The sequence below is a fragment of the Cupriavidus sp. UBA2010 genome (assembly GCF_002335265.1).
GTDB lineage: Bacteria > Pseudomonadota > Gammaproteobacteria > Burkholderiales > Burkholderiaceae > Cupriavidus > Cupriavidus metallidurans.
In genome coordinates, this window is record NZ_DDCI01000020.1 from 143,809 (window position 1) to 158,841 (window position 15,033).

Below are 15,033 nucleotides of genomic sequence, written 5' to 3' on the forward strand. Positions count from 1 at the left end.
AACACCCGACAACGACAAGGAGACATGCATGAAGACACTCGACAGGTTCTACATCGACGGCCAATGGGTTCCGCCAGCCGCCGCAGCCCGCAGCATGCCCATCGTCAATCCGGCCACGGAAGAGGTTGCCGGTCACGTCACGCTTGGCAGCGCGGAGGATGTCGACCGCGCCGTGGCCGCGGCGCGTGCCGCGTTCCCCGCATGGTCCGAGACCAGCCGTGAAGAACGTCTGGCGTTACTGGAACGGATCACCGCGTTGTACAAGGCACGCTTGGGCGATTTCGCAGAGGCAGTGCGTACCGAAATCGGCGCGCCGGTCAGCCTCTGTAATACGCTGCAGGCCCCGATCGGACTCGCCCATCTGGGCGCCGCCACCGAAACGCTGCGCGCCTTCCAGTTCGAAACCGCCCACGGCAACAACTACGTGCGCCATGAACCGATCGGTGTGGCCGCGCTGATCACGGCCTGGAACTGGCCACTGAGCCTGATCTGCGCCAAGGTGGCCGCCGCGCTGGCCGCCGGCTGCACCATCGTCCTCAAGCCATCGGAAATCGCGCCGCTCGACGCGGCCCTGTTCGCCGAGGTGATGCACGAGGCAGGCACCCCTGCCGGCGTATTCAACATGGTGTTCGGCGATGGTCAGGAAGTGGGCGCGCGGCTTGCCGCCCACCCCGACGTGGATGTGATCTCGATCACTGGCTCCACCCGCGCGGGCATTGCCGTGGCGCAGGCCGCAGCCGCCACGGTCAAGCGCGTGCACCAGGAGCTTGGCGGCAAGTCGCCGCTGCTGATTCTGGACGACGCCGACCTGCAGGCCGCCGTTGCCCAGGGCGTGGGGCACGTGATGCTGAACTCCGGGCAGACCTGCATCGCGCCCACCCGGATGCTGGTGCCGCGCGATCGCTATGACGAAGCCGTGCGCGTGGCGGCCGCCACCTGCAATGCATTGCAGGTGGGCGACCCCGCCGAGCCGGGCACGCGTATCGGCCCCATCTCCAACAAGGCGCAGTACGAAAAGGTCCAGCGCATGATCGGCACCGGCATCGAGGAAGGCGCCCGGGTCGTGGCGGGTGGACCGGGCCGGCCGGACGGGTTGACCCGTGGTTTCTATGCGCGGCCGACCATCTTCGCCGACGTCGACAACAGCATGACGATTGCGCGCGAGGAGATCTTCGGACCGGTGCTGGTCATGATTCCGTACGACGACGAAGCACAGGGGATCGACATCGCCAATGACACGCCATACGGGCTCGCCGCGTATGTGGCATCGGGCGACCCTGCCCGCGCGCGGCGCGTAGCGGCGCGTCTGCGTGCAGGTTCGGTCCGCATCAACGGCGGCCAGGTCGACCTGTCGATGCCGTTCGGTGGGTACCGCGCATCCGGCAATGGCCGTGAGAACGGGGCGCACGGGCTGGCCGAGTATCTCGAAGTCAAGGCCGTGACGGTCTGACCGTACCCGACAAGGAAGAAATCGATAAGGAAGAAAACGGAAAGGGAGCGACGGCGCCGCTCCCTTTTTCGTTCCTGGGTCATCGAGGACGCCGGCTGATCGTCCATCCCACGAACGGGTCCGCGCCAGTGCGATGCCGCATCCAGTCCGTCCGGCACAACATGCACTGATGCGCGCGCGTTTCGCACATGGCGCTACCGCCCAGGCTGCGCCACTGCAGATCGCCCGCGGGACGCAACGCCCCGTGGCCGCCCGCGCGACGGCTGTCGTGACGTAGCCGCTCGCAGTGCGTACACAGCGGCGATTCGCCTGTGGCCGGCATGGCGCGGACGCGCGCGGCGGCCACCGTGGCATCGCCGATATCGAGCCGGCGCGCGGCCTCGCCCCAGCGGCTACGCAATCGGCGCGCGGCGGCCAGGTAAAGCATCCGCACGGCCTCGCCACCGTCGCAGGTGGCGGCCTGACGACATGACTCGGCGTACCGCCTCACATCCAGACCGAACTGCGCCGCCGTGGCAAAGCAGACCACGCGCTGCCGCCCATCGCCGGTTGCCATCCATGCGTCGAACAGTGCAGCCAGTCGGTCCTCGTAGGCTTCCGTGGCACTTGCCTGCGCCAGGGCCATGCGATGCGCGCGTTGCGTCAGGGCGCGTACCTCGCGGCGAAGATCGCCGGCGTCGGGGGTGGTTTGGGCAATACGCTGCGCGCCGGGCATGATGTCTCCTCGATATAGTCAGCCGATTATAGGAACGCGATTCGCCGCCACCGCGCAAACCCGACACGTCCAACCTGATACGGGTGGCTTCGCCCCATGCCGGATTTTGGTCTACTGGCAGGCAGACAAAACCAACTTCGGGAGACAACCATGGGCGTCCTCAGCGGTATCCGCGTCATCGAATTCGAAGCCATCGGCCCCGGGCCGTTCGGCGCCATGCTTCTGGCCGACATGGGCGCCGACGTGCTCCGCATCGACCGGCCCGTGGCCCCCACGGACCTGGGCCCGAAGCGCGGCCCCGGCAAGCGCATCGACGTCACGGGGCGCGGCCGCCGCTCGGTCACCATCGACCTCAAGCAGCCGGAAGGCCAGCAGGCCGCGCTGGAACTGATCGCCAAGGCCGATGTGGTCATCGAGGGATTCCGCCCCGGCACCATGGAGCGCCTTGGGCTGGGCCCCGCCATCGCACTGGCGCGCAATCCACGCCTGATCTACGGCCGCATGACCGGCTGGGGCCAGACCGGTCCGCTGGCCGAACGCGCGGGACACGACCTCAACTACGTTGCGCTGTCGGGCGTGCTGTCGGGCATCGGCCGTGCCGGCGAGGCCCCGGTTCCGCCGCTGAACCTGGTGGGCGACTACGGTGGCGGCGGCATGTTGCTGGCGCTTGGCGTGGTATCCGCCTTGCTCAACGTGCATCGCGGCGGCAAGGGCCAGGTGGTGGATGCGGCGATGATCGAAGGCGCCGCGCAGCTCGGCGCGGTGATCTGGGGCCTGATTGCCTCGGGCAACTGGCGCGAGTCGCGTGGCAGCAACTTCCTCGATGGCGGCACTCCCTGGTACGACAGCTATTGCACCCAGGATGGCCAGTACATGTCGGTGGGCGCCGTGGAGTCGCGCTTCTACGCGGAACTGATCGAGAAGCTTGGCCTGGCCGGCGAGACCCTGCCCGGCCAGCACGACCGCGCCGGCTGGCCCATCCTGCGCCGCCGCTTCACCGAAGTATTCCTGACCCGCACGCGCGATGAATGGTGCGCGATCTTCGACGGCAGCGATGCATGCGTGGCCCCGGTGCTGGGCTTTTCCGAAGCGCCGGACCACCCGCAGCACCGCGCGCGCGGCAGCTTCATCGAAGTGGACGGCGTGGTGCAGCCCGGCCCGGCGCCGCGTTTTCTCGGCACCCCGTCCGAAGTCCGCCGCGCAGCCCCGGCACGTGGCCAGCATGGCGGCGCCGCGCTGCGCGAATGGGGGTTCGACGACGCCGCGATTGCCCAGTTGCGCGCGCAGGGCCTCGGCTTTGCCGAGGAGCAGCCATGAGCGCGCCGATGCTGGTCCTGTTGCCAGCCACCTCGGACACGCCGCACGGCTTCAGACGCGTGCGGTCCAGCCCGGGCTTTATGACGACCTGCGGCGAGTTCTATGTCCACGAGAGCGAGCCAATCCTGGCCACGCGCATCACGACTGCCCACCTGAACGCGCAGGACATCGTCCACGGCGGCTTTCTGGCCACGCTCGCCGATTCCGCGTACGGCGTGGTCCTGCGGCGCACCAACCCCGAACTGATCCCCCGCACGGCGCAACTGAGCGTCAGCTACCTTGGCGCCGTGCGCGAGGGCGACTTCGTGGAGGCACGCGTCACGCTGCACAAGATCGGCAAGCGGCTCGTGAATGGCAGTTGCGATGTGTATGTGGGGGACCGGATGGTGCTGCAGACGACAGCGGTGTTCTCTGTAGTCGCTGCTTAGTCCAGCCCGGTCTGGTCCGCTCCAGTCTGGACCCGGCCGTCACGGCCTTCCATCGTCAGGCGGTACCCGTGCGCAGCGCCCGGTTGCGCACGGCCAGTATGACTTCGTAGCGCGTGGAGACGCCCAGCTTGGCGTAGATCTGGCGCAGGTTCCACTTGACCGTATCGACACTCAGGTTCAATACCAGCGCGATGCGCTTGTTCGACATCGACTGCTCGAGCAGCGCGACGATATCGCGCTCGCGCGGGGTCAGATGCTCCGGATCGCCGTCACGCCTGCGCCGCCGAACCATTGGCAGGCACGTGGCGGGCTGCTGGAGCTGATCTTTCGCGGCGCGCACACGGCCCAGCCAGTTGTCGCGCACCGCGTCGCCCGATGGCTGCACGCAGTCGAGCAGCGCCGGAATGCCCGGCTCGTCGCGCAACATGCGCAACAGGCCAAGCCGCAGCCCCGCCGCCAGCGCCGATTCAAGATGGCGAACCACGAGGTGTGGTCGGTCCAGGGCGGCATTCACACGCGCGAACAGCAGATCGATCAGGACCAGCGCGCCGGCGTTGTCGGAGCGAACCGGCTCCAGCGCGGCCAGCGCCCCGACCGGATTGCCGGCACTCAGCGCCACGCGCACGCGCGACAACGCCGCGATCGTGCCAACCTCCCGGGCGCGCATGTCCGATGCATCCAGCGTGGCGGCCAGCGCCTCGAGCTCGTCCTGCAGCAGGCCAGCATGCCGCAAGTCCCCGGCCTGAATGGCGAATAACACCCGCTGCGCCAGCAAACGCACCTGCACCCGTATCAGCCCCCGCCCCGCCGCTCGGGCCTGCGCTTCTATCAGGGTCGCGCGTGCGCCATGCTGGTCACCGGCCAGCCACTGCAGCCGCGCCTGGCACAGCGTGGCCACGATCATCACGTCCGGCGAGGAGTGATGGGCCAGGTCGAGCCAGCAGGCCAGCATCTCGGCAGCTTCTTCGGCGCGATCCTGTTCGAGCAGGGCGGCCGCGACCGGCACCGCGCATACGCAAGCGCTCACCGAACGCCTGCCGTGAATCTGCTGCGCCATGCGTGCCGCCGGCATCCCGATAGCCTGAGCCCTGCGCGCATCCCCGCGCATCAGCATGGTCAGCGCGGCCGCGCCATGCGCCATCGCCACCAGTTCATCAGGAGGTGCCGCTTCCAGCCTTGGCACCGACGGGAACTCGGGCCGATGCAGCATGGCCCCGCATCGCACCGCCAGCGCGGCGCGAATGTGCTCCAGCGACGGATGCGGCAGTGCATGGCCTCCGAGCCGGGCCAGCCACACATCCATGGCGGCAGGGTCATCCTTCTGGAATGCGATGCTCGCGCGGATCAGCACGACCTGCGCGGCAACATCGTCGCGCCCGGCGAGCATGGCCAACCAGCGCTCCGCATCGTCCAGGCGTGCCGCAACGGTGCAAGCCCAGGCCGCCGCCAGCAGCATGGCGGGCTCGTCGACCACACGTTCGATGCCAGCCTGATCGATCCAGACCGGTAACGCGCGAAGTTGACTCAGCGCCGGCATCGCCGGCATGGCTTCGCGCACGACGTGCGCCACGAGCCCGGCATCGTCGGCACGCATGGCGTGGTCCAGCGCCTCGCCGCTGCTACCCACCCGCACCCATGCGGCGACGGCTCGCCGGTGCAGCGCCAGCCGGTCGGCACCGGCGAGCGGCATCGACCGCCGCAGCCAGTCGGCAAACAGCGGATGGAGCGTATGCCAGCCAGCGTGCGCCCGGGCTGGGCCGATGAAGATGCCCTGCCCGACCAAACTCCGCGCGCATTCGGCGGCGCGCGGCACACCCGTGACATCGGCGGCAAGTTCCGGCGTCCAGCGGTCGAGCCATGCGAGCCAGCGCAATAGCCGCGCCTGTCCCGCGCTCAGCCCTGGCGCGACCACTTCGGTCCAGTACGCGTCGAGCGCCGCGCGCGATTCGTCCGCCGCGCGCCCCCCAGCCAGCATTCGCACACCCGCCGGCCAGCCGCGCGTAGCCTCCAGCAACCGCACGCTCGCGGCTTGGCCCGATTCGGGCGGCAGGCACGCGCGGGTTTCGGCCAGGGTAAAGGCCAGCGATTCGTCGTCGAGTTCGACCACCACGCCCTCCGCCCCAAGCTGGCCAAGACGCAGGGCCGGACGGCAGCGCGTGGCCAGCGCCAGATGCAGGCGCGGCAGGCGCGCGTCGATCAAGGCCTGCAACACGGCCCATGCGCCCGTGTCGCGCAGGTACTCCGCGCCATCGAGCATCAGATAGAGTTCGTCGGGCACGGCGGCCAGCGCCGCGATCAGGGCTTCGGTCGAGTCGTGCCGGGGTGATGGCGACACGTCGCCCTGTATAACACTGGCCACGCTGGCCACGCTGGCCACGCTTGCCTCGATGGCCGCGCAAAGCCGGGCCGGCGCGTCAAGCTCCGGGCCGAGCGAGAGCCAGCCCACGCGCGCGCGCGCCCCCACGAGTTGCTGGCGCCACTGCGCCAACAGCGTGGTCTTGCCATACCCCGGGCTGGCGGCCAGCACCACCAGCGCCGCATGGCGCGCCTCATGCAGCCGCGCCAGCAGCGCATCGCGCATGGCGATGCCGCCGCCCAGCCTTGGCGGCATGAGCTTGTGGGAAGGCACACTGCAATCCATGGACATCCGCTCCGTACCTGCCGGCCCACACTCGCAGACCGCTCGCAGACCGTATGACCAGCAGGATATGCCCGCACGCGCGCGTTGCGGCCGACAGCCACCCTGGCCCACCTGAAGCGGGTGGGAACGACGCAAAGCGCACGGTCGTGCGCTTTTGGTCGTCCCGCGCCACCGGGGGGGCGAGTAGAATCGCTTGGCATCGGGCCTTGCCCCTCCTGCGCGCCGCCGCATCCGGCGCTGGTCAAACCCATGTCCCAGCCTTTTCCCGCGCCGGCTGAATCCGCATCGACCGACGTCTTCGCGGATATCTCTCCCGACGTTTCTCCTGACGTTTCGCCGCTATCGGCTGCGCGCGCGCATCCGCGCGGCACGGCGCGCGTGGTGGCGCGCGAACGGCTGCTTGCCCAGCTCACCGAGGCTCGCCGCCGCCGCTGCATCGTGATCCAGGGACCCGCCGGCTTCGGCAAAACGGCCGTGCTGGTGGCCTGGCGGCTAGACCTGCGCGCCCTGGGCTTCGACATGGCCTGGGTGACGCTGGCCGACGACGACAACGACATGACCCACTGGCTCGACCACGTGCTGTCGAGCCTGGCGCAGGTCAGCCCCGCCATCACGCGCGAGGCCGCCCTGCTCGGCGGTCTGGGCGACTTGGAAAGCGAGGCCATCGAGCGCACCGTGATCGCGCTGGTGGGCGGCATCGCGGCGTGCCCGCGCGAGATCGTGCTGGTGATCGACGAACTGCATCGCCTGACCAACCCCCGCGTGCTGGAAGCCATGCAGTGGCTGCTGGACTACGCGCCGCCAAACCTGCACGTGGTGCTGGCCTCGCGCAGCCAGGTGCCGCTCTCGCTGGGACGCCTGCGCGACCAGGACCTCGTGCTTGAACTCGACCAGCGCGACCTGCGGCTGACCGCCGACGAATCGCGGCGCTTTCTGGCCACGCAGTTGACCGGGATTGACGCGCGCGATGCGCGGGTACTACACGAGCTGACCGACGGATGGGTGGCCGGCCTGCAACTGTTCGCCACGCACTGGAAGCGCAAGAAGCAGGACGCCAACAGCCTGTCGTTCGCCAACGACTTCGTGCGGGCCAATGTGCTGAATGCGGGCGCCTTCTCGGCCTATTTCGAGCGCGAGGTGCTGTCACGCCTGGCCCCGGACGAAGCCGAGTTGCTGGTGCACGCGGCCGCCTGCGAGCGCTTCTGCGCATCGCTATGTGTCGCCCTGACCGGGGGGCGCGCCGATTCGGAACCCGTGGTTTCGGCGCTGCTGGCGCGGCTCGACAACGAGAACCTGTTTATCGAACCGGTACAGGGGCCCGACCGGGCACCGTGGTACCGGCTGCATCCGCTCCTGCGCGAAACGCTGGCGGAGCGGTTCCGCCAGCGCAGCGAATCGGTGCGGCATCAGGTCCATATGGCGGCCTGGCAGTGGTTCCGCGATCACCGGCTGCTCGTCGAAGCGGTCAGGCACGCGGTGCTGGCCGGCGAATCCGGTACCGCCGCCGATCTGGTCGAACGCTACGCATCGACCCTGATCGGACGTGGCGAGGTGCGTAAGGTGGCGGGTCTGCTGCAGCAGCTTCCCAAACCCGAGGTCCGTGCCCGGCTGGCGTTGCGCCTGCTCACGGTGCAGATGCAACTCTATGCGCACGAAGTCGATGCCGCGCGGGCCGAGCTCGACGCGCTCGATGGCGAACTGCCAGCCGAAGGGGAGCTGCGCCAGCGCCTCAGGCAACTCCAGATGATGCGGATGGTGCTGACCGACGACGCCGAGAGTGCGCAGCGGCTGCAGCCGCTGCTCGAATCCATGCCGGGCGACGTCGGCGGCTTGCTGGTGGGCGCGCGTAACAACCTGTTGACGTGGCTCTACATGCATCAGGGCAACTACGAGCGCGCCCGCGCCATCCAGTCTGACAACGCGCCACTGATCGTCGAGGGCGCGCCGCTGCTCGGCAGCGCGGCCGGCATGCTCAACGGCCGATGCATGGCCGCCTTCAGCTACGCGATCGAAGGCAAGATCACGCAGGTGGAGCGCATTTGCCGTGACGTGCTACGCGAAACCGAACAGGTCGGCGCATTCGGGACCGAGCCCGAGTACTTTGCGGCAGCCATGCTTGGCGAGGTGCTCTACGAGCAAAACCAGATCGAAGCCGCGCTGGCCATGCTGGAACCCCGGGTGGACGTGCTGGAGCGCATCTCGATTCCCGATTCGGTTTTGCGCGTCATCATGACGCTCGCGAAGTGCCATGCCGTCCGTGGTCACCATCTGGATGCCTTTGCCTACCTCGAACGGCTGGAAGAACATGCCGCGCGACGCAAGCTCGATCGTTTGCTCGCGCACAGCCTTGCCGGCCAGGTCCGGCTGCATCGGCGAGCCGGCGACCGTGCCGCAGCGGATGCCTGCCGGTCGCGGCTCGAGGCCATCGCCGAACGCCACCGCGGCGCGGGCCCTGGCACCGTGGACGAGATCCTTCTGGTGGCAGGCCGCGCGCGCGTCATGGGATACCTGCTGGACGGTGATCCCGCGAAGGCGGCCGCTGCCGTCGGCCCGCTGATCGACCAGTGTCAACGACGCGGATGGCAACGCCATCTCGCGCAAATACAGTGGATGGCGGCACTGGCCGACCATCGACTCGGCAACGCTGCGTCCGTGCGCGAGCGCGTGCTGGCTGCGTTGCGCGCGAGCCACCGGCTCGGCCTGGTGCGCAGCCTGCTCGATGTCGACCCGGGCGCGTTCGACGAGATTGCTGCACTAGCGCAGCAGCCCGGTGAAGCGCCCGATCCGCTGCTCGCGTTCTACATCAGCCGCCTGCGCGCGACCGGTGCTGCCAACCCGGTGGCATCAGCCGGCGCTGCGGCGCCAGCCACGCTGCGCACGCTTGCAGAGCCACTGAGCGAACGCGAAGCCGATGTGGTCGAATTGCTCGGACAGGCCCTGCCCAACAAGAAGATCGCCCGCACGCTCGGCCTCTCGCCCGAGACCGTGAAGTGGCACCTCCGCAACATCTTCCGCAAGCTTGGCGTAACATCGCGCGACGAAGCGGTCGCGCGTGTGCGCGACCTCTCCCGCCCGAGCTGATCCCGGCGCTCGCTCCCTCGCAAGAGTTGACCACTACAAGCGGCCGCGCCACCTGACATGGGTGGTAGTGGCCGCCCCCTCCCCCGGCGTAACTTAGCGTCATTCGATCGCACGTCCGATCCCGCTGGATCGGCAGGCGACAAACGCCCTGCGGCACCCGTGTGCCGCTGACCGAGGAGACGCGTTCCATGACCGCTACGTCCGCTGTCCGCAGCGACACCGTGCCCAAGTTCCGGCCAACGGTATTCCCGCCGCGCCCTACGCTCGTCGAACAGCGCGCCGACGGCACCATCCTCCTGCGCTGCGCCACCCCGCCGGCCGACCCCGCACAGCGCGGACTCGGCGAGTTTGCCGCCCACTGGGCGGTTCAACGCGGCGACACCTGCGCGTTCGCCGAGCGCGAATCGACCAGTCCGGACGCCCCGTGGCGCATGATCACCTGGGCCGAGATGTGGCAGCAGATCCAGGCCGTGGGCGCCGCCCTGCTCGAGATGGGCCTGGGCGCCGACCGTCCGCTGCTGATCCTCTCCGGCAACTCGATCGAACACGCCGTACTGGCCCTGGCAGCCGAGCACGTCGGCGTGCCCATGGCGCCGGTATCGCCCGCTTATTCGCTGGTGAGCAAGGATTTCGCGCGACTCCGCGACGTGGTAAGCCTGGTGCCACCGGGTGCGATCTTCGCGCAGGATGCCGCCGCCTTCGCCCGCGCCCTCGACGTCATCGGCAAGCCCAATGTGCCCGTCATCGCGGTACACGGCGCGCGCGACGGCCAGCACGACTGGGCCTCGCTGGTCGCCACCACCGTGACGCCTGCACGCCGCGCGGCGGTGCAGGCCGCGCACGATGCCATCCGCGAAGACGACCTGGGCCGCGTGCTGTTCACGTCCGGATCCACCGGTGTGCCCAAGGGCGTGGCGCTGTCACACGGCAATCTCCGCGCCGTGGCCGCTTACTACCTGGAGAGCTATCGGCCGCTGCTGGAACGCCCGTCCCGCTACCTCGACTGGCTGCCATGGCACCACGGCCTGGGTGGCGTGCTGAACATGACGCGCGTGGTCACGCTGGGCGGCAGCCACTATATCGACGATGGACGCCCGCTGCCGGGTCAGTTCGAGCGCACCGTGCGCAATATGCGCGATGTCGCTTCGACCGTGTTCACCGCCGTGCCAGCCGCCTGGACGATGTTGGTGACTGCGGCCGAGCGCGATCCGGAAGTCGCGCGCAACCTGTTTTCCGAGGCGGTGAACTTCTCCTACGGCGGCGCCAGCCTGCCGCGCGATGTCTGGGACCGCATCCACGCGCTGTCCGAACGCACGATCGGCGAGCGCGTGGCGTTCTGCTCGGGCCTCGCTTGCACCGAGTCGAGCGGTGTGGGCCTCTACTGCACGTGGCCGAGCGAGACCACAGGGAACATCGGTGTGCCCATGCCCGGCGTTTCCGCGAAGCTCGTCCCGCTCGAAGGCGGCGATGGCCGCTACGAGATCCGCATCAAAGGCCCCAGCGTGTTCAAGGGTTACGTGCAGCGCCCCGACTTGACTGCTGCCGCGTTCGATGAAGAGGGCTTCTTCAAGATGGGAGACGCGGTGCGCCTGCAGGACCCATCCGATCCCGCACGCGGCCTGTCGTTCGCCGGCCGTGTGGCCGAGGACTTCAAGCTTACCAACGGCACCTGGGTCCGTACCGGCGCGGTGCGCCTTACGCTGGTCGAACGATGCGCGCCGCTGCTCAACGACGCGGTGATCTGCGGCCACGACCACGACTACCTGGCGGCGCTGGCCTGGCCCAATGTCGCAGCCTGCCGGAGCCTTGCGCCCGAACTGGCGGCGCTCGATGCCGAAGCGCTGGTCCGGCACCCCGTCGTCGTCGAGGCCATTCGCGCGCGGCTGCAAGCACCGGCGGGCGGCAACGGCGCAAGTTTGTCCGTGCGTCGCGTGATGCTGATGGCGGAACCACCGTCGATGGACGCGAACGAAATCGCCGACAAGGGCTACGTGAATCAGGCCGCCACGCGGGCGCGCCGCGCCCATCTGGTCGAAGCCCTGTTCCATCCCGAACCCGAAAGCCACATTGCCTGCGCGCGGTAAGTCCGCACACACGACAACAACTCAAGAGGAGACTGTCATGCAAGTCCAACGTAACGTTTACCGTGAAGATCACGAGATGTTCCGCGAAACCGCCCGCCGCTTCCTGGAGCGCGAGTGCCTGCCCAAGCAGGCCGCCTGGGACAAGGCTGGCAAGGTGGATCGCGAAACCTGGCTCAAGGCCGGTCGCGAAGGTCTGCTGTGCGTGACGCTGCCCACGGAGTACGGTGGTGGTGGCGGTGACTTCGGCCACTCGGCTGTGTTCAATGAAGAACTGGCGCGCGTCGGTGTCAGCGGCCTGGGCTTCGGCGTGCATTCGGACATCATCGCCCCGTACATCGCACGCATCGCCAACGAAGAGCAGAAGCAACGCTGGCTGCCCAAGGTGTGCTCGGGCGAGGCCATTCTCGCCATCGGCATGACCGAACCGGGCACCGGCAGCGATCTGAAGGCCGTACGCACCACGGCCATTCGCGACGGCGACGAGTACGTGATCAACGGCAGCAAGACCTTCATCTCGAACGGCCTGACCTGCGACCTGATCATCATGGTCTGCAAGACCGATCCGGCGGCCGGCTCGCGCGGCGTGAGCCTGATCATGGTGGAAGCCGACCGAGAGGGTTTCCGCCGTGGCCGCAAGCTGGAGAAAGTGGGCCAGCACGCCCAGGATACGGCCGAGCTGTTCTTCGACAACGTGCGCGTGCCGGTGGCGAACCTGCTGGGCGAGGAAGGCAAGGGCTTCGCCTATCTGATGGGCGAACTGCCGCAGGAACGTCTGTCGATCGCCGTCAGCGCCGCCGCCAAGCTCGAGGCGTGCCTCGAACACACGATCGCCTACGTGAAGGAGCGCAAGGCCTTCAACCAGACCGTGTGGGATTTCCAGAACACCAAGTTCAAGCTCGCCGACATCAAGGCACAGGCCGTTGCCGTGCGCGTGATGGTGGATTACTACCTCAGCGAGCATATCCGCCGCCGCCTCTCCCTTGAAGAAGCCGCCATTGCGAAGCTCTACGCAACCGAAGCGCTGGGCAAGGCGCTCGACGAAATGGTGCAGCTGCACGGCGGCTACGGCTACATGCTCGAGTACCCGGTGGCGCGCGCGTTCGCCGATTCGCGTGTCACCCGCATCTACGGCGGCACCAGCGAAGTGATGCGCGACCTCATCTCCCGCAAGCTCTGAACCCCTCCCCCCAAGACAACCCTAAAGCCATACACCTGACAGGAGACTCTCCATGACTCGCAAGGTTTTTGTTGCCGGCGCCGGCATGATCCCGTTCAAGAAGCCGGGCACCAGCGACACCTATGACGTGATGGGCGCCACCGCCACGCGCCAGGCGCTGGCCGATGCCGGCGTCGACTACAACCTCGTGCAGCAGGCCTACGTCGGCTACGTCTACGGCGATTCCACCTGCGGCCAGAAGGCGCTTTACGACGTTGGCATGAGCGGTATTCCGGTGATCAACGTCAATAACAACTGCGCCACGGGTTCGTCGGCACTGTTCCTGGCCCGCCAGGCCGTGGCAAGCGGTGCCGTGGAATGCGCGCTGGCGCTCGGCTTCGAGTACATGGGCCCCGGCGCGCTGAAGTCGGTCTGGACCGACCGAGCCAGCGCGCTCGAGCGCGCGCTCAATCTGACCGACAAGCTGGTCGGCAAGACCGAAGGCATGAGCAATGCCATCCGCCAGTTCGCCGGCGCCGGCCAGACGCACATGCGCAAGTACGGCACCAAACTGGAAACGTTCGCGAAGATCCGCGCCAAGGCCAGCCGCCATGCCGCGAACAACCCGCTGGCGGTATTCCGCACTGTGGTCAGCACCGAAGACGTGATGAACGCCCCGATGCTTTGGGATGGCGTGCTGACTCGCCTGATGGCCTGTCCGCCGACCTGTGGCGCGGCCGCTGCCATCGTCGTATCGGAAGACTTCGCCCGCAAGCATGGGCTGCGCACTGATGTGCTGATCGCCGCCCAGTCGCTGACGACCGATCGCGCCAGCAGCTTCGAGAGCGACATGATCCGTCTGGTGGGCTTCGACATGACGCGTGAAGGCGCGCGCCAGGTCTACGAGCAAGCCGGCATCGGTCCGCAGGACGTCGACGTGATCGAGCTGCACGACTGCTTTGCGCAGAACGAACTGCTGACCTACGAAGGTCTCGGCCTGTGCGACGAAGGCGGCGCTGAGAAGCTGGTCAATGACGGCGACAACACCTACGGCGGCAAGTGGGTGGTCAACCCGTCCGGCGGCCTGCTCTCCAAGGGCCATCCGCTTGGCGCCACGGGTCTGGCGCAATGCTACGAGATGGTCCAGCAGCTGCGCGGCAATGCCGATCAGCGCCAGGTGGCCGGCGCACGCAACGCGCTCGCGCACAACCTTGGCCTGGGCGGCGCCTGCGTGGTGACGCTCTACCAGAAACACGACTGAAGGAGCCCCCCATGATCGACAAGAAGCATATCGGCAAGGTCATCGCGGACTTCCGCACGTCGGCGCCCGCGAGCCAGTTGCGCTTCTTCGCCAAGGCCACCGGCGAGACGCGCGCGATCTACACGAACGAGGCAGCCGCACGCGACGCCGGCCATCGCGGCCTGCCGTTGCCGCCGACGTTCCTGTTCTCGCTGGAACTGGTGAACCCGCCGAGCGGCTGGCGCGAGGAACTGGGCATTCGCACCGAGCGCATCCTGCACGGCGAGCAATCGTTCACGTATCACCGCATGGCCTACGCCGGCGATGTGCTGCACTTCCGCACCACCATCACCGACATCTACGACAAGCGGAATGGCGCCCTGGACTTCGTGGTGCGCGAGACCCGTGTCACCAACCAGGACAACGAGCACGTGGCGGACCTGCGCGGCGTGCTGGTACAGCGCAACGGATAAGCGGAGGGGTTCCATGAGTATTCCGAATTTTGAACAGATCCAGGTGGGCGACACGCTGCCGCCCCTGACGCTGGAGCCGATCAACCGCACCACGCTGGCGTTGTTCGCCGGCGCGTCGAACGACCACAACGCGATCCATATCGACATCGACTACGCCCGCATGGCAGGCATGCCGGACGTGTTCGCACACGGGATGCTGTCGATGGCGTACCTGGGCCGGTTGCTGACCCTTTGGGTTGACCAGCGCCAGATCCGCAATTTTGGCGTGCGCTTCGTCGGCATCACCCATCTGGGCCATCGCATCACCTGCACGGGCCACGTGGTCGAGAAGTTCGAAGCCGACGGCGAGCGCCGCGTGAAGGTCGAACTGCGCACCGCGAACCAGTACGACGAAACGAGGATCCTGGGCGACGCCGTCGTCGCCCTGTAACAAGCTGTTCAAGCCACT

The 15,033-nt window shown here is 67.9% G+C and carries 11 protein-coding genes; 9 read left to right on the plus strand and 2 right to left on the minus strand.

Annotated elements, in window-relative coordinates; genetic code table 11:
* Window positions 1–28: 28 nt before the first annotated feature.
* Complete coding sequence (locus B2246_RS15290; RefSeq protein ID WP_186426696.1) at window positions 29–1,450, plus strand: aldehyde dehydrogenase family protein; 1,422 nt, start codon at window positions 29–31, stop codon at window positions 1,448–1,450.
* 79 nt (window positions 1,451–1,529) lie between these two features.
* Here B2246_RS15290 and B2246_RS15295 read toward each other — a convergent pair whose 3' ends face one another.
* Window positions 1,530–2,165, minus strand: a complete 636-nt coding sequence (locus B2246_RS15295; RefSeq protein ID WP_035883875.1) for a hypothetical protein — start codon at window positions 2,163–2,165, stop codon at window positions 1,530–1,532.
* A 150-nt stretch (window positions 2,166–2,315) separates the two neighbouring features.
* Between B2246_RS15295 and B2246_RS15300 the strand changes: the two genes are divergently transcribed.
* Together B2246_RS15300 and B2246_RS15305 are read left to right on the plus strand one after the other, a co-directional pair.
* Window positions 2,316–3,482, plus strand: coding sequence for a CaiB/BaiF CoA transferase family protein (locus B2246_RS15300; protein WP_286881966.1), 1,167 nt, complete (start codon window positions 2,316–2,318; stop codon window positions 3,480–3,482).
* Window positions 3,479–3,910: a PaaI family thioesterase gene (locus tag B2246_RS15305; RefSeq protein WP_008648730.1), complete on the plus strand. Its 432-nt coding sequence runs from the start codon at window positions 3,479–3,481 to the stop codon at window positions 3,908–3,910. The genes B2246_RS15300 and B2246_RS15305 overlap by 4 nt, the downstream gene beginning before the upstream one ends.
* Before the next feature lie 55 nt (window positions 3,911–3,965).
* Here the strand turns inward: B2246_RS15305 and B2246_RS15310 are convergent, their stop codons facing one another.
* Window positions 3,966–6,539, minus strand: a complete 2,574-nt coding sequence (locus B2246_RS15310; protein ID WP_286881965.1) for a LuxR C-terminal-related transcriptional regulator — start codon at window positions 6,537–6,539, stop codon at window positions 3,966–3,968.
* Window positions 6,540–6,800: 261 nt separating this feature from the next.
* Here B2246_RS15310 and B2246_RS15315 point away from each other — a divergent pair, with 261 nt between their 5' ends.
* From B2246_RS15315 to B2246_RS15340, 6 genes are all read left to right on the plus strand, one after another.
* Entirely contained in the window at window positions 6,801–9,632 is a 2,832-nt protein-coding gene (locus B2246_RS15315; RefSeq protein WP_286881964.1) for a LuxR C-terminal-related transcriptional regulator, read from the plus strand.
* A gap of 188 nt (window positions 9,633–9,820) precedes the next feature.
* Window positions 9,821–11,716 carry a feruloyl-CoA synthase gene (locus tag B2246_RS15320; protein ID WP_008647325.1) on the plus strand — a complete coding sequence of 632 codons (1,896 nt, stop codon included), beginning with the start codon at window positions 9,821–9,823 and terminating at the stop codon, window positions 11,714–11,716.
* A 37-nt stretch (window positions 11,717–11,753) separates the two neighbouring features.
* Window positions 11,754–12,893: an acyl-CoA dehydrogenase family protein gene (locus B2246_RS15325; RefSeq protein ID WP_008647327.1), complete on the plus strand. Its 1,140-nt coding sequence runs from the start codon at window positions 11,754–11,756 to the stop codon at window positions 12,891–12,893.
* A 52-nt stretch (window positions 12,894–12,945) separates the two neighbouring features.
* Entirely contained in the window at window positions 12,946–14,133 is a 1,188-nt protein-coding gene (locus tag B2246_RS15330) for a lipid-transfer protein (protein ID WP_035883880.1), read from the plus strand.
* Window positions 14,134–14,144: 11 nt separating this feature from the next.
* Window positions 14,145–14,585 carry a MaoC family dehydratase N-terminal domain-containing protein gene (locus tag B2246_RS15335; RefSeq protein WP_035883881.1) on the plus strand — a complete coding sequence of 147 codons (441 nt, stop codon included), beginning with the start codon at window positions 14,145–14,147 and terminating at the stop codon, window positions 14,583–14,585.
* A gap of 13 nt (window positions 14,586–14,598) precedes the next feature.
* Window positions 14,599–15,015, plus strand: a complete 417-nt coding sequence (locus B2246_RS15340; RefSeq protein ID WP_286881963.1) for a MaoC family dehydratase — start codon at window positions 14,599–14,601, stop codon at window positions 15,013–15,015.
* The last annotated feature ends 18 nt before the right edge of the window (window positions 15,016–15,033 follow it).

Bases quoted from the DNA above. Each gene is read 5' to 3' on its own strand.
- B2246_RS15290 (WP_186426696.1), top strand. From the start codon at position 29: ATGAAGACACTCGACAGGTTCTACATCGACGGCCAATGGGTTCCGCCA.
- B2246_RS15295 (WP_035883875.1), bottom strand. From the start codon at position 2,165: ATGCCCGGCGCGCAGCGTATTGCCCAAACCACCCCCGACGCCGGCGAT.
- B2246_RS15300 (WP_286881966.1), top strand. From the start codon at position 2,316: ATGGGCGTCCTCAGCGGTATCCGCGTCATCGAATTCGAAGCCATCGGC.
- B2246_RS15305 (WP_008648730.1), top strand. From the start codon at position 3,479: ATGAGCGCGCCGATGCTGGTCCTGTTGCCAGCCACCTCGGACACGCCG.
- B2246_RS15315 (WP_286881964.1), top strand. From the start codon at position 6,801: ATGTCCCAGCCTTTTCCCGCGCCGGCTGAATCCGCATCGACCGACGTC.
- B2246_RS15320 (WP_008647325.1), top strand. From the start codon at position 9,821: ATGACCGCTACGTCCGCTGTCCGCAGCGACACCGTGCCCAAGTTCCGG.
- B2246_RS15325 (WP_008647327.1), top strand. From the start codon at position 11,754: ATGCAAGTCCAACGTAACGTTTACCGTGAAGATCACGAGATGTTCCGC.
- B2246_RS15330 (WP_035883880.1), top strand. From the start codon at position 12,946: ATGACTCGCAAGGTTTTTGTTGCCGGCGCCGGCATGATCCCGTTCAAG.
- B2246_RS15335 (WP_035883881.1), top strand. From the start codon at position 14,145: ATGATCGACAAGAAGCATATCGGCAAGGTCATCGCGGACTTCCGCACG.
- B2246_RS15340 (WP_286881963.1), top strand. From the start codon at position 14,599: ATGAGTATTCCGAATTTTGAACAGATCCAGGTGGGCGACACGCTGCCG.